General features: G+C 42.9%; 15 protein-coding genes and 1 tRNA gene. 8 read left to right on the top strand and 8 right to left on the bottom strand.

Features of this window, described 5'->3' with window-relative positions:
* Positions 1 to 490: 490 nt before the first annotated feature.
* The 4 genes from IZT61_RS01350 to IZT61_RS01335 all read left to right on the top strand — a co-directional run bounded on the left by IZT61_RS01350 (position 491) and on the right by IZT61_RS01335 (position 8,353).
* A complete protein-coding gene (locus tag IZT61_RS01350) occupies positions 491 to 2,797 on the top strand; it encodes a TonB-dependent receptor (protein WP_196099421.1) in 2,307 nt (768 codons plus the stop codon).
* A gap of 3 nt (positions 2,798 to 2,800) precedes the next feature.
* Positions 2,801 to 3,964: a PepSY-associated TM helix domain-containing protein gene (locus IZT61_RS01345; protein ID WP_196099420.1), complete on the top strand. Its 1,164-nt coding sequence runs from the start codon at positions 2,801 to 2,803 to the stop codon at positions 3,962 to 3,964.
* Positions 3,965 to 4,316: 352 nt separating this feature from the next.
* A complete protein-coding gene (locus IZT61_RS01340) occupies positions 4,317 to 6,623 on the top strand; it encodes a TonB-dependent receptor (protein ID WP_196099419.1) in 2,307 nt (768 codons plus the stop codon).
* A gap of 137 nt (positions 6,624 to 6,760) precedes the next feature.
* The gene (locus tag IZT61_RS01335) at positions 6,761 to 8,353 is read left to right on the top strand and encodes a S8 family serine peptidase (protein ID WP_196099418.1); all 1,593 of its coding nucleotides are present in this window, start codon (positions 6,761 to 6,763) and stop codon (positions 8,351 to 8,353) included.
* A 497-nt stretch (positions 8,354 to 8,850) separates the two neighbouring features.
* Here IZT61_RS01335 and IZT61_RS01330 read toward each other — a convergent pair whose 3' ends face one another.
* From IZT61_RS01330 to IZT61_RS01305, 6 genes are all read right to left on the bottom strand, one after another.
* A complete protein-coding gene (locus IZT61_RS01330; RefSeq protein ID WP_196099417.1) occupies positions 8,851 to 9,753 on the bottom strand; it encodes a histone deacetylase family protein in 903 nt (300 codons plus the stop codon).
* Entirely contained in the window at positions 9,750 to 10,613 is an 864-nt protein-coding gene (locus tag IZT61_RS01325; protein ID WP_196099416.1) for a bestrophin family protein, read from the bottom strand. The genes IZT61_RS01330 and IZT61_RS01325 overlap by 4 nt, the downstream gene beginning before the upstream one ends.
* 6 nt (positions 10,614 to 10,619) lie before the next feature.
* Positions 10,620 to 11,915 (bottom strand): kynureninase, encoded by a 1,296-nt coding sequence (gene kynU / locus IZT61_RS01320; protein WP_196099415.1) that lies wholly within the window; start codon positions 11,913 to 11,915, stop codon positions 10,620 to 10,622.
* Positions 11,916 to 11,980: 65 nt separating this feature from the next.
* A complete protein-coding gene (locus tag IZT61_RS01315; RefSeq protein WP_196099414.1) occupies positions 11,981 to 12,469 on the bottom strand; it encodes a pyridoxamine 5'-phosphate oxidase family protein in 489 nt (162 codons plus the stop codon).
* Between the two features lie 54 nt (positions 12,470 to 12,523).
* Positions 12,524 to 13,129 carry a DNA-3-methyladenine glycosylase gene (locus IZT61_RS01310; RefSeq protein ID WP_196099413.1) on the bottom strand — a complete coding sequence of 202 codons (606 nt, stop codon included), beginning with the start codon at positions 13,127 to 13,129 and terminating at the stop codon, positions 12,524 to 12,526.
* A gap of 2 nt (positions 13,130 to 13,131) precedes the next feature.
* Positions 13,132 to 13,620, bottom strand: a complete 489-nt coding sequence (locus IZT61_RS01305) for a GAF domain-containing protein (RefSeq protein WP_196099412.1) — start codon at positions 13,618 to 13,620, stop codon at positions 13,132 to 13,134.
* A 118-nt stretch (positions 13,621 to 13,738) separates the two neighbouring features.
* On the opposite strand from IZT61_RS01305, the gene IZT61_RS01300 reads away from it, so the two are divergent.
* A complete protein-coding gene (locus tag IZT61_RS01300; protein ID WP_196099411.1) occupies positions 13,739 to 14,422 on the top strand; it encodes a DUF3291 domain-containing protein in 684 nt (227 codons plus the stop codon).
* 22 nt (positions 14,423 to 14,444) lie between these two features.
* Positions 14,445 to 14,693 (top strand): hypothetical protein, encoded by a 249-nt coding sequence (locus tag IZT61_RS01295; protein ID WP_196099410.1) that lies wholly within the window; start codon positions 14,445 to 14,447, stop codon positions 14,691 to 14,693.
* A 163-nt stretch (positions 14,694 to 14,856) separates the two neighbouring features.
* On the opposite strand, the gene IZT61_RS01290 is transcribed toward IZT61_RS01295, so the two are convergent.
* Both IZT61_RS01290 and IZT61_RS01285 read right to left on the bottom strand, forming a co-directional pair.
* Positions 14,857 to 15,072: a hypothetical protein gene (locus tag IZT61_RS01290; RefSeq protein ID WP_196099409.1), complete on the bottom strand. Its 216-nt coding sequence runs from the start codon at positions 15,070 to 15,072 to the stop codon at positions 14,857 to 14,859.
* A gap of 357 nt (positions 15,073 to 15,429) precedes the next feature.
* A complete protein-coding gene (locus IZT61_RS01285; protein WP_196099408.1) occupies positions 15,430 to 17,886 on the bottom strand; it encodes a TonB-dependent receptor in 2,457 nt (818 codons plus the stop codon).
* Between the two features lie 345 nt (positions 17,887 to 18,231).
* Between IZT61_RS01285 and IZT61_RS01280 the strand changes: the two genes are divergently transcribed.
* Both IZT61_RS01280 and IZT61_RS01275 read left to right on the top strand, forming a co-directional pair.
* Positions 18,232 to 18,305 (top strand) — tRNA-Arg (locus IZT61_RS01280).
* Between the two features lie 209 nt (positions 18,306 to 18,514).
* Positions 18,515 to 18,871 carry a response regulator gene (locus IZT61_RS01275; RefSeq protein WP_196099407.1) on the top strand — a complete coding sequence of 119 codons (357 nt, stop codon included), beginning with the start codon at positions 18,515 to 18,517 and terminating at the stop codon, positions 18,869 to 18,871.
* Positions 18,872 to 19,531 lie beyond the last annotated feature (660 nt).

Below are 19,531 nucleotides of genomic sequence, written 5' to 3'. Positions count from 1 at the left end.
AATCATCATTTCGAGCGAAGAACTCCTTTAACGGAGAAATCTTTAAACTTTTCATCCAAAGATGCTTCAAAGATTTCTCCGTTTCGCTACCGATGAAAAATCTGAACAACTGTGCTGCAGTTGAAACGACGTTCGAATTTTAACGTATCTCAGTGGTATCTTACATGGGAGCGAACGGGCGAAATGAGTTGTGTCTACCCCCAAAATTTCCCCTGGGCTCAACCTGATAAATTTAAATCGAATTTCTTTTTGCGACAGCCTCTTTTTTAGGTCGCGTTATCGGGCTTATACCAATCCTGTTAAAAATTTCCGCTTTTATTTTTCTTTATTCCAGCTAAGTTTTTAGCTTTGAGGGTCACCCAGCTGTGGCCTCCCTTTAAATTCCTAATCCAACTTCTTGCACCATTTCGCTCCATTACTCCTAAAAGTTTTGGCTATTCGCACAATTTTGTTACTTTTGGCTAATTTTTAATTAGTCTAAATACAAATTATGAGAAGATCTTTTACTTTTTTACTCCTCCTATTCACTATCAAGGCATTTGCTCAAACAGGCAGCATTAAGGGCACCGTAACTACAGCCGATGGTAAGCCGGCAGAACTTGTCAGCATAAAGTTTCGGGAAATTAAGCGGACCAGCGTTGCGGATGAAAATGGCGCATTTACCTTTCATAAAGTGCCCGTTGGAACTTATACGCTGGTAGCTAGCTATACCGGATTAAACCCTCAGCAGCAGCAGGTAACCATCATCGCCAACTCGGAAACAGCCGTAAACTTTATTTTAACTGAAAATCGGGAGCAACTAAACGAGGTATTTGTGCAGGGCAACAGTAATAAATTTGCCAATAAAAACACAGAGCATGTGGCCCGAATGCCATTGAAAAACCTCGAAAACCCACAGGTGTATAGTGTTGTGGGCGAGAAATTATTAAAGGAGCAGGTGGTAACTACCATGTTAGACGCCTTAAAAATGGCGCCGGGTGTTGCGCCAACTTCGTTTCCAAGCGGCGGAGTGGGTTTGGTATCTCGTGGCTTTATCACCAGCATTGGCGCCCGTAACGGTTTACAGTCTAATTTGGGCCGTTCCAGCGCCGATGTTTCCAACATCGAACGTATCGAATTTATTAAAGGCCCGTCAGGTGTGTTGTTTGGCTCGGGAATTTCCTCTTTTGGTGGCGTGGTAAATCTGGTGACCAAAAAGCCAATAGAAAATTTCTTCGGAAATGTGGGTTTAACGGTGGGGAGTTTTGGGCTGGCCCGCATCACGGCAGACGTGAATGCGCCTGTAAATCAAGATAAAACCCTTTTGGCCCGCGTTAATACGGCGCTACATCGGCAAAACAGTTTCAGCGATTTTGGCCGCACCAATAGCTTCGCCTTTGCGCCGAGCTTATTGTACAAGGCGAGCAATAAGCTTACCTTTTTATTTGATGCGGAGATTTTTAATGCCACTTCGTCAAGGCCCACCTACACCATCATCAACCCGAAATCTGGCTATACCAATTTCAAAGACCTTCCGCTGCCCTACCGAACATCGTTATACGATAACGACGTGGATGCCAAAACGGAATCGCAGAAGTATTTTGTCGAGGCGAAATATCAAATCAACGATCATTGGACATCATCGAGCAATCTCTCGTACGTAAACGAATTTACCGAATACAGTTATCAAACTTACAATACCTGGACGGCCAAAAACACGGTGGCGAGGTATATTGGCATTTGGGGGCCTATAAAAAATACTTATATCAATGCGCAGCAGAATTTTGTGGGCAAATTTAAAACCGGGCCGATCAAACATACGCTGCTTACGGGGCTGAACTATACCAATTTATATGCGAACGGTTCGAGCAAGAGGGCGCCAAATTTCGACACGGTGAATGTAACGATGCCCAACAAGCTCATCAATAAAATACAGGCAAATGATATTTTGCTGAAACCATCAGCAGTAATCAACTGGCGTAACACCAAAAACGAATTGATGGGCGCCTACGTGTCGGAAGTGTTAAATGTAGAAGACAGGTTGTACGCCATGCTGAGCCTGCGTTTCGATCGGTATACTTCTAAACAGACAGGGCAGGATGATTATCAACAGAATGCCTTGGCCCCTAAACTGGGTCTCGTTTATCAATTGATAAAAAACCAGGTTTCGGTATTTGGCAACTACATGAGCGGTTTCCAGAACAACAACCCCATACAAGAGCAGCCCGATGGAAGCATTTTGAGCGTGAAGCCAATTTTTGCCAATCAATGGGAAGCCGGGGTAAAAAGCGAAATCTTCAACGGCAAGGTAAGCAGCACGTTAAGCTATTATAGCATCAATATAGATAACGCCCTACGCAGAAGCGATGGCAATTTCATCAGCCAGGATGGCCAGCAACAAAGTAAAGGCTTCGAGTTTGAGTTTTTGGCCAACCCCATAGCTAGCTTAAATATTATACTCGGCTACGGATATAACGAAAACAAGATTGTAAAGGCTGCCGCAAACGAGGGCAACTTTGTGGCCGGGGCGCCAAACCACATCGCCAATTACTGGCTAAGCTACCAATTTGCATCGGGGGCGCTAAAAAACGTTGGTGCAGGCTTTGGGGGTAACTACGTGGGCAAAAGCTATTTTAACGACAGCAACAGCATCACACTTCCCCAATACCATGTGGTAAATGCGGCCCTGTTTTATAACGACTTAAAATGGCGGCTGGGCCTCAAAATGAATAATATTGGCAATGCGCATTATTGGGATTATTTCGGGATTTACAACCCTACACGAAATTTTGCGGTCGATTTTACGCTTAAGTTTTAAGATATGACGGTTAAAAAGGCCATCGGCAAAATTCACCTCTGGCTCGGGCTCGCCTCCGGCCTGGTGGTGTTCATCGTGTCCATCACCGGCTGTATCTTTGTTTTTGAGAAAGAATTGTTCGCCGTTTTTAACCGTGAATTGGTGGATGTGCATTTGCCAAAAAACGCAAAAACCCTGTCGCTCACCGCACTCCAAAAAACAGCACAACAAGCCCTCGGCGTTGCCGATACCGTTACGCGGGTAACTATGTATGGCCAGCCAGAACGAGCCTGGGAGTTTGATGCCTTTAACGTAGACAAGAAAAAGGCAAGCCGCGGTTTTTGGGCAGCTACTGGCGTAAGGTGGAAAAGGGCCTTTGTAAACCCTTATACGGGCAAGGTAAATGGCGTAATTGACCTGCGGTATGATTTTTTTACCACCATTAGGGCCATCCACCAACACCTTTACCTCAACGCCAGAATAGGAAGCCTCATTGTGGGCAGCGCAACACTGATTTTTGTAGTGATGCTGCTTTCGGGGCTTTTTTTATGGTGGCCCAAAAACAGGGCTGCAGCTAAACAGCGGTTTTCGCTAAAATGGAAAGCCACCACCCGATGGAAGCGCAAAAACTACGACCTGCACAACGTACTTGGGTTTTATATCCTGGTTTTTGGCCTTTTTATAGCCCTCACAGGCATGGTGTGGTCTTTTACCTGGTGGGAAAACACCGTTTACAAAATGTTCGATGGCCGCATTAACAAAGTAGAACTGCTACCAAACCCCAATCAGCCGCCAATAAAACACCAGCAGGCCAATGTTTTAGACCTCGCCGCACAAAAGCTAACCACACAGAACCCATCCTATCACAGCATTTTCCTTTCTATAAATAAAAGCGCAAACATGCTGGTAACAGTCGCAAATTTTAAAGACAACAGCCTGTGGTCGGGTTATAACTACTACCTGTTCGATTTGACAACGGGGAAACAATACGCAGATCTGCTGCAAAAAAACAAAACCATTGGCCAAAAATGGCGCAACAGCAATTACGATCTGCACACTGGAAAAACCTTGGGATACGCCGGCATGACGATGGCATTTTGCGTCTCGTTCATCTGCGCCTCGTTGCCGGTTACGGGCTTTTACATCTGGTGGGGCCGTAAAAGGAAGAAAAACTTGAGGCGTTATTAGCTAATAGCTATTTTTTCGATTTGAAAACAAATGCTTGTTGTCCTTGTCGGGGATGTTTATTGCCTGGCTACCAGATCGTTAAAACTAACCCCGGCATACAGCTTAATCCTTTTGATGGCAGCTTTCCGGTAATCCGGAGATGGCCTACAACCAAAAAATTATGCCTTGCTATAAGGAATTGCCTTTGGCACCAAACGGAACTTTACCGAAGTGCTGCTACCGCCCTTGCGCTCCAAAAAATAATGGCGTAAATGCTATCAATTGATGAAGCAGGATGATATATAAATCAAGCGGCTGCGCTACAAACAGAAAACGAGCGGGCCATTTTAAGTTAAACACAAATAAAAGAACAATGAAAACACTTTTTACTGCATTACTCCTACTATTTACCATCAACATATTTGCCCAAACGGGCCGCATTAAAGGTTCCGTAACCACAGCCGATGGCAAGCCCGCGGCACAGGTAAGCATCAGGTTTGAAAGAACGAAACGGACAGCGGTTGTGGACGAAAATGGAACTTTCGCCTTTGTTAAAGTGCCAGCGGGAACATACACGCTTATAGCAAGTTATACGGGTTTGATTACGCAAAAAAAGCAGGTAAAAGTAATTGCGAACGAGGAGGTAATGGTAAATTTTGTGCTGACAGAAAACGAAGAGCAACTGCAGGAGGTAGTGGTGTCGTCATCTAAAATGCACTCCCGACAGAGCGAAATGGTGTCTAAAATGCCCTTAAAAAACCTAGAAAATGCTCAGGTATACAACATTGTGAGCAAAGAAATGATGAGAGAACAGATGCAGGTTAATTATCAGGAAGCCTTAAATAATATTCCGGGAGTGGTAACCAGCACCGTTTCTGGCGGAAATGGAGGCGCTTACGCCCAAATGAGGGGATTTTATTCGACAGGCGGATTTGTAGACGGGCTGGCAGCAGTTCAAAATGCGGGCACCGACCCGATAAACCTGGAGCGTATCGAAGCCATCAAGGGCCCATCGGGTACCTTGTTCGGCTCCACGGCATCTTACGGCGGCCTCATTAATCGGGTAACCAAAAAACCTTATGAATTTCTGGGCGGCGAAATTTCCTATTCATCGGGAACCAACAACCTAAACCGCTTAACGGTTGATTTTAACAGTCCGCTGAACCAAGACAAGACCGTGCTCTTCCGCATCAACGCGGCCTTGCATAACGAAAACAGTTTTCAGGACTATGGCTATAAAAAGAACTTTGCGGTAGCCCCAAGTTTTCTATTCAAGGTAAACGATAAGCTGTCGATATTCCTGAACAGCGAAATCTATCAATCGAACTGGATAGGAACCTATTATAATTATAGTTTTCCATCCAATATAACCAAAATAGCGCAATTGCCTATCGGCTATAAGCAAACTTTAATTGGCGAGGGATTGGAGAGCCGCATCAGTACCTTAAACCATGCAGTTAGGGCCGAATATCAGTTGGCGCCCAATTGGAAATCCATCACCGCCTTTTCTTCGATGCAAAATGTTTGGCAGCCAAGCTATTTTTATGGACTATCATGGAATTCGGATAATTTATATACCCGTACGGTGGGAAAAGTTAGCAGGGCGGCCTTTAATACCCTCAACATTCAGGAAAACGTTCAGGGTGAATTTCATATCGGAAAGCTAAAAAACAAGTTGTTGTTTGGTTTGGATTACTATGATAATGATAACACTTTCAGTGGGTATCCCGACAAAGACTATGATATACTGACGCTTCCCTCGCAAGCGGTACTGCCCATATCCGAAGCGAAGTTGGATAGCCTTTATAATAACGAACAGTTAGATGCCTCTTCTTTCGGGCAACGTACATTTTCCATATATGCCTCTGATGTAATTAACATTTCGGATCGATTTTCGGCGATGTTAAGCTTGAGAATGGATCGTTTTCACAATAAGACACCTATAAATAATGGAGTGAAGAGCGAGAACGATGCTTATAAGCAAACTACCTTTTCGCCAAAGTTCGGGTTGGTTTACCAAGCTTTGAAAGATCGTCTTTCTGTGTTTGCCAGTTATTCGAATGGTTTTGTGAACAAGGGAGCCGTACAGCAACAAGATGGAAGCGTGAGTGTATTTAAGTCCGAGCAGGCCAACCAGATCGAAGCGGGAATGAAGATAGAAACGAGGGACAAAAAACTGAGCGGCTCAATCAGTTATTTTAATATACTGGTAACTAATAAGGTCAGATTTGATGATGTTACAAGACTGCAGATTCAGGATGGTAGCCAGCGCCATTCGGGCGTTGAACTTGATTTGTTCGCCACGCCCATACCGGGCCTCAGCATCAATGCGGGCTACACCTACCTCAATCCCAAGTACGAAAAAATCGAAGCCCAATTACAGGGCAAGCTTCCCGTAACTACGCCAAAACACGCTGCCAACCTGTGGGCAAGCTATAAATTTGCAAATGGCATTGGCCTGGCCATTGGTGGGAACTATGCCGCTAAATCTTTCGGCAACAACGCCAATACCTTTACGCTTCCGGCCTATACGGTTATCAATTCTTCGGTGTTTTACGAGTGGAACAACCTTAGGCTCGGCCTGAAAGTGAACAACCTGGGCAACCAAAAATATTGGGACATTAATTATTATCCCCAAAATTTAAGGCAGTTTATAGGGAATGTTGGGTATAGGTTTTAAATTTTATCGGGCCTGAAAAAATTTCTGTGTGTGTTTTGTTTCTTTACCACCACGGGGCATAAAGAGCAATTTTAACACCTTTTTAACACTTATAAATTGAAATAAAGCTTATTTTCGCCTTTTAAAGATAGAAATAAATGAACAAGCATAATTTTTTCAAGGTGCTAATAACCGGCACATTTGTAGTTGCACTGCCTTTGTTTGTGAACGCACAAAAGGCAAATTGGCAAAATCTCGATCTAAAAACAGACTCTGCTTTTGGTATCAGTACAGAAAAGGCGTATAAGGAGTTGCTGAAAGGCAAAAAATCAACGAAGGTAATCGTTGCTGTTAACGATGGTGGTGTAGAAGCCACGCACGAAGACTTAAAACGTGTGATGTGGGTGAACGCAAAGGAAATTGCAGGCAATGGCAAGGATGATGACAAAAACGGCTACGCAGACGACATTCACGGCTGGAACTTTATTGGCGGGCCAAAGGGATCGGTCAATTTCGAAACACTTGAGCTAACACGTTTGGTTCGCCGCGACCAGGAGCGCTTTGCCACTACTACCGATGCCAATGTAGCTGAGAAAGATAAGGCCGATTGGGAAGCTTTTAAGGCCAGACGAGCTGATCTTGAAAAACAACTTGCCGAAGCAAAAGCGGGTCTTGCCAATATTAATGGCTTTAAGGCTGCGTTAGATGGCGTTGTGAAGAAAATTGGTAAGGAAGAACCAACAGCCGAAGATTTTAAGAACTTCAAGCCGTCGAACTATTTGGAGGAAAGGATTCAAGGTATAATGGGCGAGCAATTGGAAAAAGGCAGCTTTAAGGATTTTTACGAAGATCAAATTAAAGAAGGTTTGGATTATTACACCCGTCAGGCCGAATACAATTTAAATCTTGATTACGATCCGCGTAGTATCGTTGGCGATAACCCGAACGACGCTACAGAGAAATTTTATGGAAATAACGACGTAGCAGGCCCTGATGCCATGCACGGAACGCACGTAGCCGGAATTATTGCTGCTGATAGAACCAATAAAATCGGAATTAACGGTGTGGCAGATAATGTGGTAATTATGGGCGTTCGTTGTACGCCAAACGGCGATGAACGCGATAAAGATGTTGCCAATGCCATCCGTTATGCGGTTGATAATGGCGCCAAGGTAATTAACATGAGTTTTGGTAAAGCCTACAGCTGGGATAAAGCAGCGGTAGACGCGGCGGTAAAATATGCGGTATCGAAAGATGTGCTTTTAGTACATGCCGCAGGTAACGAGAACAAAGACCTTGAAGTGGAGAACAATTTCCCAACGCAAAAATATTTAGATGGAGGCGTGGCAAGTTCGTGGATAACGGTTGGTGCATCGGGCCCGAAAGACGACGAAACATTGAAAGCCAGTTTCTCTAACTTTGGTAAAACTCAGGTTGATGTGTTTGCCCCGGGTGTTGATATTTACTCAACCGTTCCGGGTTCTAAATACAAAAACTTAAACGGAACGAGTATGGCCTCTCCGGTTGTTGCAGGTTTGGCAGCGTTAATCCGCTCGTACTATCCGAAACTTACTGCGGTGCAGGTGAAAGAAATTATCATGAAATCAGTTACCAAAGTAAATCACAACGTTTCATACAAAAAAGGTGAAGAAGGTGCCGAAGAAACAGTTTCTGTTCCTTTCGCTGACTTATGTGTAAGCGGCGGTATTGTAAATGCTTACAATGCGTTAAAACTGGCAGCTACTTACTAAAACAGTTTTTTCCATACAGAAAAGGCGAACCATATCGGTTCGCCTTTTTTGTTTCATTGATATAATCGTCTTTGGATTTATAATCCATTTCGAAACCGGGCGCTGAACATGCGTTTTGGCATTTCGCTTTCATCGCCTGGGGATCCTTCGCGTACTCAGGATGACAGCGTTAAAACCTTAATTAGTGCAATGTCAGAAAACCAGTTGGTCGAGATTTGTAAATCTCGACCCCAATAGCTTTGGATTTACAATCCATGTCGAAACCGGGCGCTGAGCGTGCGTTTTTGGCGTTTCGCTTTTCATCGCCTTGGGATCCTTCGCTTACTCAGGATGACAGCGTTTGCACATTGAAATCAATGACAGACCTATGAAAGATCGTCTTTGCCCAAAAGGGGCTATTGTGAAGTCTGTCCCAACTTCTCCGGAAAGCAATCTCATTTCGTAAATCAGATTGCTTCAATCCATTAAAAATCGGGACGAACCGGGCGCCGCCATCATTACATAAACATATCAAATGCCAGGCGGTAAGTATTGCAATGCGCATCAACAATCTCCTTAATATCTGCAGAATATCCGCCACCCATACTCACCTGCAGGGGCAAGCCCCGATTTTTACACGTCTCAAGCACAATCCTATCGCGTTCTTTACAGGCGGCTTTACTTAACGAAAGCTTTCCAAGTTTATCGGTAGCGAGCACATCAACTCCCGAAAGGTAAAACACAAAGTCGGGCGTTGAGCGTTCAAGTGCCTGTTTAAAGTGAGTATGTAATAATGAAAGGTACGCATCATCTTCAAATCCGTCGGCTAACGGCACGTCGATGTCGGACTGCTCTTTCCTAAATGGAAAGTTGCGGTCGCCATGCATCGAGAAAGTAAACACCCGATCATTGTTTTGAAAAATCTCTGCCGTTCCGTTTCCCTGATGCACATCTAAATCAACAATTAAGATCTTTTGTGTTAAACCCTTATTTAACAAATAGTTTGCGGCAATCGCCTGATCGTTAAGGAGGCAAAATCCTTCGCCCCAGTTGCTGCCAGCGTGATGCGTTCCTCCAGCAACATTAAATGCAATTCCATGTTCCATGGCCAATAACGCACCGTCTATTGTTCCTTGTGCAATCCGTAACTCGCGTTCTACCAACTGTGCATTAAGTGGGAAACCGATTCGACGTTGTTCTTTAGCGGGCAAAGTTATATCGCGAAGTTGGCCCCAATAATCGTACGCATGGGTGAGCAGCACAATTTCCTCGGTTGTTGGCTCGGGAGAGAAAAGGTTCCCCTGTTCAATCGTTCCCTCGTAAAGCAACTGCCCGGGAATGAGCTCATATTTCAACATGGGAAAACGATGTCCCTCGGGTAACGGATGAGCATAAATCGGATCCCAGGCAATTTTTATCATTTTCCTAAAATTTCTTCTACGTGCTTTTCAATATTGTTGCAAATCGTATCCACAGGAAGGTCGTTTGCATCTTCGCCAAATGGATCTTCTATTTCTTCAGCTATCAACTCCAAACTCGCTAACACATAGAGGATAAAAGGAACGATAAGCACCAGATAATAGCCAAGACTAAACACCCAACCAATGGGGATCGTTAGTACATAAATGAATATGAATTTCTTGATAAACACACTGTACGAAAATGGTATTGGGGTATTTTTTATCCGCTCGCAGCCGCCGCAAATGTCGGTAAACTGATTTACATCCTGCGTTAAAACAATCAGCTGCTCTTGCGAAATCAAGCCTTTGGCTGTGAGCTCGTATAATTTAGATATCATGCTTGTAGCTACCTGATTAGGAATATGCTTATCTTTTTTCACTTCAATTAAGAAGCTGTTTTTGCCAAAGTACTTTTTCTCTCTGAGGTGCTCTTTCAAAGCAAACGCATATTTGGGAATCCCGTATTCGAAAAACCGGGTTTCTTCTTCCGGCAACTGCAGGGCTTTTATTTTCATTGCGAAATTGCGGCTAACGTTGGTTAAGCCACCCAGCAACTTCCGCCCATCCCACCACCGATCGTAAGATGTGTTGGTTCTGAATACTAATAGCATGGAGATCACAAAACCGAGTAAACTATGCATCATCCCGATATTGCTTACATAATCGCTTTTAGAAAGCTTAAATACATGAAGCTCGAGAAAGGAAATAATTGCAGAGAAAATAGCAACGCTGAGCATCAGCGGCCAGAGTTTATTAAAGGTATCGGCTTTATGCAGCCTGAATATGAACGTAAACCAATCTTTCGGGTTGTAGTTTATCATCTGGGATTATTTTGATTTTAATACGTTAGTGGTGACATCGAGCAAGGTTACTCCGGTGAGATAGATATCTTCGAATGAGTTGTAAAGCGAAACAGGACTCAGGCGAATAACATCAGGCTCTCGCCAATCGCCGAGGATGTGATTTTCCATCAAACCGTCGAAAATTTGCTTGCCATGCGCTTTGGCAATGATTGATAATTGCGCCCCCCGATCATCGCTGCCTTTAGGAGTTATAATCTTAAACTGCTCTTCCCCTACCGATTTATTAACCTCGTTGATAATGAATTCCAGATATGATGTTAAAGCAATACTTTTGCTCCGTAAGGGAGCGATGAAACCTGCTTCCTTAAAAATTTGTAGCGAAGCGTGGTATAGCGCCATGGGCATTACCTGCGTGCAACTCACCTGCCAACCGTCTGCGCCAGCCTCAGGAACAAATCCTTTTTCCATCTTAAAACGGTTGCTTTCCTGATAGCCCCACCATCCTGCAAAGCGATGTAATTCGGTATTGCCAAAATGTTTCTTGTGAACAAAGATTGCGCTTATCCCCCCGGGACCAGAGTTTTGATACTTATAAGAGCACCAGCAGGCAAAATCAACATTCCAGTCGTGCAGCTTTACGGGCACGTTTCCGGCGGCATGCGCCAAATCCCAACCTACGGTAGCGCCAATATCATGCCCGGCTTTGGTAATCGTTTCCATATCGTACCACTGGCCGGTATAATAGTTTATCCCTCCAAAAAGCACCAAAGCAATTTCATGGCCGTTTTCTTTAATTTTAGCCACAATATCCTCGGTCCGAAGCACATGCTCGCCTTCGCGTGGAAAAACCTCTATAATTGCATCTTTAGGATCAAAACCATGAAATTTGACCTGACTCTCAATGGCATATTGATCTGACGGAAATGCACCACCCTCCATAATGATCTTAAAGCGCTTACCTTGTGGACGGTAAAACGACACCATTAAGAGATGCAGGTTTACCGTTAGCGTATTCATCGGGCAAACCTCTTCGGGCAATGCGCCCACAATTGGCGCCATCAGTGTTTTCAGCTCCTTATGGTAAAGCATCCAGGGTTGGCTGCCATCAAACCAACCCTCAACGGCGTGGTTTGCCCAGCGGTTTAGCTGCCCTGATATCACCTCACTTACTACTTTAGGCTGCAATCCTAAAGAGTTACCGCACAGATATATAAATTCTTTTTCATTATGTTTTGGAAACAGAAACTGATCTCTAAAATGCTTCAATTCATCGGCTTCATCCAGTGCCCGTGCAAAGGCTAAATTGTTCTCTAAATTCATTGCTCAATATTACAAAAAAAGCAGGTATTGTTTCCAATCCTGCTTTCATACGAAGTCATAAAAATTTAAAACTTCATGGTATCGTGCTCTCCCATGTCGGGCGTACTTCCGGTAACAACGGCCTTAAGCACACTAAACAAAACCACTAATTTGGATGATGAAGAATCCCAATACTCGGCTTCATCGGGCGTAACCTTAATAAGAATAAGCTGCGGATCGTTTATCCCTTCGGGGAACCATGCCTTAACAAATGGCGAAAAGTAAGCTTCTTTTCTCACCTTGTCATCAACCAGTTCGGCTTTCCCCTTTACGGTAAGATAAGTGTTTTTTGAAGGATCGCTGTAAGCGAGCAGCACGTTGTTATCTTTGGATATTTCTTTCGATTTAGGCGAATATTCATTAGTATAAAACCAGATGCTGCCATCATCTTCAATTTTCGCTGTTCCCATTGGGCGGCTGCCAAACTCTTCGTTTGATGAAAAGGTCGTAAACATACAGGTACGAACACTTTCTGCCATTTCCTTTAAAATTGATATATTTTTCTCGTTCTTCATTTTGTAATTATTTAAATGAAAAACAGGGCAACACCTTAAATGTTTTAATTAAAGCTAAAGCTTGTTGGGCTTACTCACATATTTGTTGCCTCTAACAAAGAACCGCCACGGCAGTAAAGCGTGCTCCTGCGCATAAGCTATTCCAACGCGTGGGCAGGCTGCTATCTCATCTTCGCGATATCGAATCTGATGATCTTCAATCCATATTTCTTCGCCTGTTAAATCCTTGGTGTTGAATTTACGGTCTATTCCCAGCGCCCTGGCTGCAGATCCGGGGCCCGATGAAATGGCACTTTTTGTAGCGGGCATTTTTCGACGCTGTTCCATCAAATCCTTGCCAACTAAAGGTTCAATTGCCCTGATGAGCACGGCATGGGGCTCATCTTTTACCGATGTTACCACGTTAAACAGGTGGTGCATGCCATAACAAAGGTAAACATAGGCTACACCGCCCTGGCTGTACATGGTTTCCGTTCTATTAGTGCGGCGCCCTCCGTAAGCATGCGATGCCTTATCGTTAATGCCGAAGTACGCTTCGGTTTCTACAATGATGCCCGCAGAAATTTCGCCGTCGATTTTGGTAAAGAGTACTTTCCCCAACAGATCTTTAGCTACGCCAACGGCATCCTGATTGAGATAATATGCGGATGATAGCTTCAAAACTACTTAATGTATTGGTTTAATAAAATTACGATAACTTGTTGTAAGTAAACAGCATCAGCTTCATCAAAATGATTTAAGAACTCACTATCTATATCAAGTACGCCGATTACTTCACCATCTTTAATCAGTGGTAAAACAATTTCAGATCGGGAGGCGGAAGCACAGGCAATGTGGCCCGGAAATTCATCCACATCGGGAACGATAAGGGTTTTGGACTGAGCCCATGACGAACCGCAAACACCTTTGCCTTTTTTGATCCTTGTACACGCAACCGGCCCCTGAAATGGCCCTAACACTAATTCGTCGTTCTTAACCAGATAAAAACCCACCCAAAACCAATTAAATTGCTCTTTGAGGGCGGCCGCAACATTTGCCATGTTAGCCACGAAATCGGTTTCGCCGTACAGCAACGCCTCAATTTGTGGAATGAGCGATTCGTATTGCGCTTGCTTGCTCGTACTTCTGTTTATCGTTAAATCTTCTGCCATAACGATCAAAGTTAAAAAGGATTTATGTCTTTTCGCGCTTTCGTGTTGATAATGACAAAATTTTGAAAAGATAATAGGGGTAATTTCACTAGTTTTGACGCAATTAGACTACCTAAGCATGATTGTAGCTTTAACCATTACGAAGTTTAAAACCACCACTATTCCTTTCGCATTTTTAGGGATGGCCTTGTTGCGCATTCCCTTATGGCTGAATAAAAAATGTACATTCTGGAAGTTGATGGGTTGTGGAAAGAATGCGCAGGTAGATTTAGCACCTGATTTTAAACATTGGGCCGTGCTCACCACCTGGGAGAGCAAGGCAGATTGTGACGCTTTTTATAGTAGCGCTTTTGTAATAAAGTGGTTCCGCTTTTTTGGAAACGAGGAATTTACTACTTTATTAAAACCTTTAGCATCACATGGATTATGGTCTAATAAAGAACCATTTATAACAACAAAAAATGACACTTACAATGGTAAAATAGCGGTGATTACAAGGGCCGCTATTAAGCCCGCTAAACTGAAGGAGTTTAGAAGCAATATTAAGCGGGCAGCAACAGCTATGCGCCAGGCCGAGGGCTTTCTGTTATCGGCCGGGATGGGCGAAAACCCCTTTTTCGATCAGGCTACCTTTTCCATTTGGGAAAATGCGGAAAGCATGAAGAACTATGCGTACAGAACGTTCGACCATGCCGATGTGATTAAAATGACCCGTCAGCGAGAATGGTATTCAGAAGAGCTTTTCGCCCGCTTTGCTATTGTATCATGCAGTGGCACGCTAAACGGTGTCTCCATTCAATAAACATTAATTTAAACAAACCATCATGAGAGTTATTGCAGAACTAGCACATCCGGATTGCAAAATATCCATATTTTCTATGAACCAAAAATACATCGTTAAATTCGAAAAAGGCACTTTTGAGCAGAGCTATAAATTATCGGAACTGGACCTGAGCGGAGGTGGGGTAAACGATGTTTTTGCCATTATCGATGAAGCGTTTATTGCCACGGTAATCGACAGGTTTAAAACCATGAGGCACGATTTTAATCTTGCTTACTCAAGGAATCAGTAAACCAATGCTAACCGCTGTAAAACAGTTAGTTACACGGCATAACAGAATATAATTTTGTTTTTTGAGCGAAATTTATGGTGAATAAATCGCTGTAACTAACTTTTATGTTTAAGTATTGGTAATTATATTACTGAAAATTAATTGTTTAAGCTTACAGATAAAATTAAATTTGGAAGGCCCATTTTGCAAAATTAATGAGAAGTTTGGTTGATTTTGATCTTTGAACGAGTAAAGAAACTTCCAATTCATTTACAAGCATTTTTAGAACGATTTCTGAACAGGCCGCACAAAATAAACCTGACAGTACCCCATTTTTTTTGCGCATTAGGATGCCTGCCGAAGTTCGGGAAGGATGACAACCGTTCTTAGAAAATGCCATTAAAAATGTTGTTGTTTTGATTATTTCGGCTCATAAAACGATGTTTCAAAGATGTGTCCACACGATAGTAAGTATCGGGACATACATAGTAGTACCATTGACGTTTTTCGAAACAATAAAAAAATCGTCATCCGATAGCTATCGGATTCGACCAAAGTGCTTTATAGGCCCTTTGGAGGAGAAATCTTTGAACTTTGAATAGAGATTTCTCGGCTACGCTCGAAATGACGAACTTTTCTAGAAGTCCTCTGCTAAAAAGCGTCGTAGCTCCAATTAATTTTTTTCCTGAAAAATTAACACTCAGAATGACAGCAAAAAAATTGCAGGTCCGAAACATATGCCGCGAGCCTCTCCTTTCTAAAAAGGAATAATCAGCTTGAAACTGAAATTTCTGCCCATATTGTAAATCCCCGACTTGCCGTTTGGAGACGATTGGTAATATTCGAAATATTTGAGTCGATTTAAATTGGACTGGTAAGCAATGTTGAAAATGTTATCTACCTGAACAAACAGATCGGCAACAACTTTTCCCGATCTTGCCCGGAACGACGCTCCCATCCCCGCGTTGAACAAGGTGTAGCCCTTGGTGAAGGTTTCTGTATTGTCGAGTGCATAAAATTTGTTCTGATCGGCAAATATTGCTACATCGGCTTTAAAGTACGGACTTGCCAAAAACCCGATGGGCTGTTGCGCGGTAACCTTAACCTCCGATCGAATTTGCAGCGGTGGAATGAAGGGTAAATATTTCGCTTGTTTTCCATGCGCCCTAAGTAATTCTTCGCTTTTATTTAAGCCGACAACATAAGCGAAACTATGATTAAAGCTGAGCCATTTGATGTTTGATGGGTGCAGGTTTGCGGCCACTTCCACCCCATACAATCGGGCCTTGGCCTGCTGATACTGATAAGTCAAATTACCAGGAACGATAACTACAGGATTGCCGTTAACATCGGTAAGGCGTGATTGAAAAATATAGTTCTGAATATCATTGTTAAATACCTCAAGGCTAAAATCGGCATCATGCAAATTGACCATCACGCCGATATCCTCCTGAAGATTAAACTCGGGCTTAAAAGTCCGGTTCCCCAGGTAAACAATGTGAGCACCGGGGTCTAACCCATTTGATCCGATTTCGGTGATATTCGGTGCCCGGTAACCTCTTGCCAGATTCGCTTTCAATAACACCTTTTCAGAAACGTTGTATGTTAACCCCACGCTACCAGAAACGCCGTAGTATGCTTTTTTAAAAGCTGGGAACTGCAGATCTGCCGCCGCATCATTCACTGTGCTTTGTTTCCCAAATCCGGTTAGCGGATCAGTACCGACGTAAAAATCCGGCCAGTTGATGGTACGCCGATCAATTCGCAGTCCTCCAGATACGGCCACCTTGCCCAACGTTCTTTTAGCAAAATAAAAGCCCCCAACATCAAACAAATTATAATCGGGAATAGGAAAATCAGTCGCCTCCCTGCTCCTGTTGGTTTGATACATGCCATTAATGCCCGCAGTACTCTCTATGCCGGCAAATTCGGGTAAATTATACTTCAAATCATAATTAAGCGTATTTAAAACCACGTATAACCCCGCCTGGCCTGGCGCTGTAGGATGGTTGTATTCTCGCCGAACACTTTGCTGCGCACCAATTAACAGGTTTAAATCGCTGCTTTTAAACTTAAACTGGCTGTTGTTGTAAAACCTGAAATGCTGAATGCGCTGGTGCAACGGATTGATCACGTATCGATCCAAATCGGCTTCGTCAACAACAGGTCGGTTTTTGATATCGTCGCCAGTGTCTAACACCTGCCTTGTAAAACGGCGGCTCAGCGAATCCCTGCTCCCATCCGGAATTTCCATTTTGTTATCGTAATAGGTAACCGCAGTTTTGGTAAATCCCCAGTTGCCATCTAAACGGGCGCTTGCAGAGAGGTTGTATTCTTTAAATGCGGTACCGAAAACGAGGCCATCGATTTTATTCTCGTAGTTGTGCGCAGCTTTTGTGGTGGCCCGCAAGGTAAATTTCCAATTGTTAATGGCATAGCCCAGCCCAAGTGAGGCGCCGAAAAGGCCATTATTGCTTTGGTAATTGGTACTAAAATCGCCGTTTAGTTGTCTATCTAAGAAGTTGGGCTTGGCTGGAATCATGTTGATTACGCCCGCTACCGCGTCAGAGCCGTAGCTAAGGCTTGCGGGGCCCTTAACCACCTCAACACGCGATATTCCATATTCATCTACCTCTATCCCATGCTCATCGCCCCACTGTTGCCCCTCCTGTCGCAAACCATCGTAGAGCGTTAACACCCGGTTGTACCCCAAACCCCGGATGAAAGGCTTAGATACGTTCGGCCCGGTTGTAACCGCGGTAACGCCTGCAACGCCTTTTACAATGGATTCGATTAGGTTGGTGCCCCCGTTTTGTTCCATGGCCTTTTTAGATAGCACCGCTATTGGTATAGGGCTTTTTCGGAGTTCGGTGGCGCGGTTTACCCCTGTTACCACAACTTCGCTCAAATTCGCATTGGCGGGAGCCATTTCCGCAGTAACATTTATCACTGGCGAGTTCAACGAAACTTTCAGGGTTTTGGTCTCGTAACCGATGCCAGAGAAGCTAAGCACATAGCTCCCATAACTAAGTCCTGATAACTGGAAGCTTCCCTCCGAGTTCGATTTAATGGTTCGACTGGAACCTGCCAGCTTGATGTTGATATTTGCTAGTGGTGCATTAGTTGAAATTAGCATACCGTTAATTGTTCCGACTTGCGCAAAAGCAACATGCATGCCGATTAAAAAGGATAGCGAAAGTAATAGGGATTTCATGATTGAAGCTTATCTAAATTAATTTTTAGACAAATCTAAATTATATTTTAAACAAATAAAAATTTATTTAGCAGACAGCAATCCGAGTAAATTTTAGCAAATTTCAAAGAATGGGGCGATTCGTTATTCGAAGAATATTTGCACTTCGCCGGTATTCGCCGGATTTACTTAATCGAAAAAACTTCAAACGCTGCAATTTCCGTCTGAAATATTTAAGCGATCCGTAATTTAAATACTTTGTAACTAATTACTTATTTCAGCGGCTAAAAGGAATCGGCAAATAGTTTAAAATTTATTTTCGCTTATTAATTAGAACTTCTATATTTGCAGACATTTAAAAAATGGGCCTCGGTAGCTCAGTTGGATAGAGCAACGGTTTTCTAAACCGTGGGTCAGGGGTTCGAATCCCTTCCGGGGTACAAAAGCAGAACCGTAAGTTGAACAAATGTTTGGCTTACGGTTTTTTTATGGCCCAAGCCGAATTTTAAGCCTCCAATCGCTTTCATCCAGTTAGAGAACGCTTGTTTTTAACCAATCGATAAATGAAGACATCTGATCTGTACTTAAACATTGACAAACAATTGTTCCCGCAATTAGTTAAATAAACTCATGCCTTAAAATCAATCCTATGAAAAGAATCATGCTTATTGAAGATGAAGTGTCAATATTGGAGGCAACGCAAATTGCTTTAGAAATGTACGACTTTGAGGTGCTCGCTATAGCGGATGCGAACAACATTTTCGACCAGATCGAATCATTTCAGCCAGAAATAATTTTGATGGACTATAATATGGGGCACCACAACGGACGAAAGATTTGCGACCAAATTAAATCGAACCCGGCTAATGCCAAAATTAAGGTGCTCTTGTTTACGGCGGCAGTAACGGACGACACAGAATTTAAAAACCCATTGTTTTCTAATTTCGATGGCTATGTTGCCAAGCCTTATTCTATAGAAGATTTAGTAGAAAAAGTGAGCAGATAATAAAAGATGGCTAAAACAGTGGCTTTTAGCTCGGTTTTGAAATCATATTGGGCAAAAAAAAAGCAGTTGGCTAGTGCCAACTGCGTTTAAAGGCATAAAATGCCATTAAAAAGTCTTTAAGGTCCACAATCCTGAAGAGCCTTTAAGTTTAATCTAAATCGTCCCGTTGATTTAATTTTAAAGAATTTCTGTAAAGATATACAGACAAAACAACAAATTCATGCTAACTACCTATTTCGATGACATATGTCAACATAAATCAACCCAGGCATAATTTTTCAATTTTTTTAGCTCAAAAAGTTATAAGCGTAGCAAAAGAGACTGAAATATCTATGCAAATCGACGAAAACTTTCCTCGGAAGTTCAAAATAGGTCACAAAAATTGCCGAACCAGCATTCTTTTTAGGGAGTTAAACATTTACAACCCAAGAAAAAACATTTTTTGGATGGATTTTTTAAAATAATTTTGCTTTCACCTGCCCACATTTAAAAAAAATAGCCAAGTCATCTCTTTTTTAATCTATTACAAACATTAACGTTTCGAAATATTGTAACTGATCGGGTCCTATAGTAATAAAGGGCTATTGCTGGCACTGTTGGATTTGAATAATTTCGTAACCATATCAAAACAACTAAAATAGTGGGTTGTACTTTGATCAA

The sequence above is a fragment of the Pedobacter endophyticus genome (genome assembly GCF_015679185.1).
Taxonomy (GTDB): Bacteria; Bacteroidota; Bacteroidia; order Sphingobacteriales; family Sphingobacteriaceae; genus Pedobacter; species Pedobacter endophyticus.
Note: the sequence above shows the minus strand (reverse complement) of the source record. Positions and strands in the feature narration are given on the sequence as shown.

Bases quoted from the DNA above. Each gene is read 5' to 3' on its own strand.
- IZT61_RS01350 (WP_196099421.1), top strand. From the start codon at position 491: ATGAGAAGATCTTTTACTTTTTTACTCCTCCTATTCACTATCAAGGCA.
- IZT61_RS01345 (WP_196099420.1), top strand. From the start codon at position 2,801: ATGACGGTTAAAAAGGCCATCGGCAAAATTCACCTCTGGCTCGGGCTC.
- IZT61_RS01340 (WP_196099419.1), top strand. From the start codon at position 4,317: ATGAAAACACTTTTTACTGCATTACTCCTACTATTTACCATCAACATA.
- IZT61_RS01335 (WP_196099418.1), top strand. From the start codon at position 6,761: ATGAACAAGCATAATTTTTTCAAGGTGCTAATAACCGGCACATTTGTA.
- IZT61_RS01330 (WP_196099417.1), bottom strand. From the start codon at position 9,753: ATGATAAAAATTGCCTGGGATCCGATTTATGCTCATCCGTTACCCGAG.
- IZT61_RS01325 (WP_196099416.1), bottom strand. From the start codon at position 10,613: ATGATAAACTACAACCCGAAAGATTGGTTTACGTTCATATTCAGGCTG.
- kynU (WP_196099415.1), bottom strand. From the start codon at position 11,915: ATGAATTTAGAGAACAATTTAGCCTTTGCACGGGCACTGGATGAAGCC.
- IZT61_RS01315 (WP_196099414.1), bottom strand. From the start codon at position 12,469: ATGAAGAACGAGAAAAATATATCAATTTTAAAGGAAATGGCAGAAAGT.
- IZT61_RS01305 (WP_196099412.1), bottom strand. From the start codon at position 13,620: ATGGCAGAAGATTTAACGATAAACAGAAGTACGAGCAAGCAAGCGCAA.
- IZT61_RS01300 (WP_196099411.1), top strand. From the start codon at position 13,739: ATGATTGTAGCTTTAACCATTACGAAGTTTAAAACCACCACTATTCCT.
- IZT61_RS01295 (WP_196099410.1), top strand. From the start codon at position 14,445: ATGAGAGTTATTGCAGAACTAGCACATCCGGATTGCAAAATATCCATA.
- IZT61_RS01290 (WP_196099409.1), bottom strand. From the start codon at position 15,072: ATGGCATTTTCTAAGAACGGTTGTCATCCTTCCCGAACTTCGGCAGGC.
- IZT61_RS01285 (WP_196099408.1), bottom strand. From the start codon at position 17,886: ATGAAATCCCTATTACTTTCGCTATCCTTTTTAATCGGCATGCATGTT.
- IZT61_RS01275 (WP_196099407.1), top strand. From the start codon at position 18,515: ATGAAAAGAATCATGCTTATTGAAGATGAAGTGTCAATATTGGAGGCA.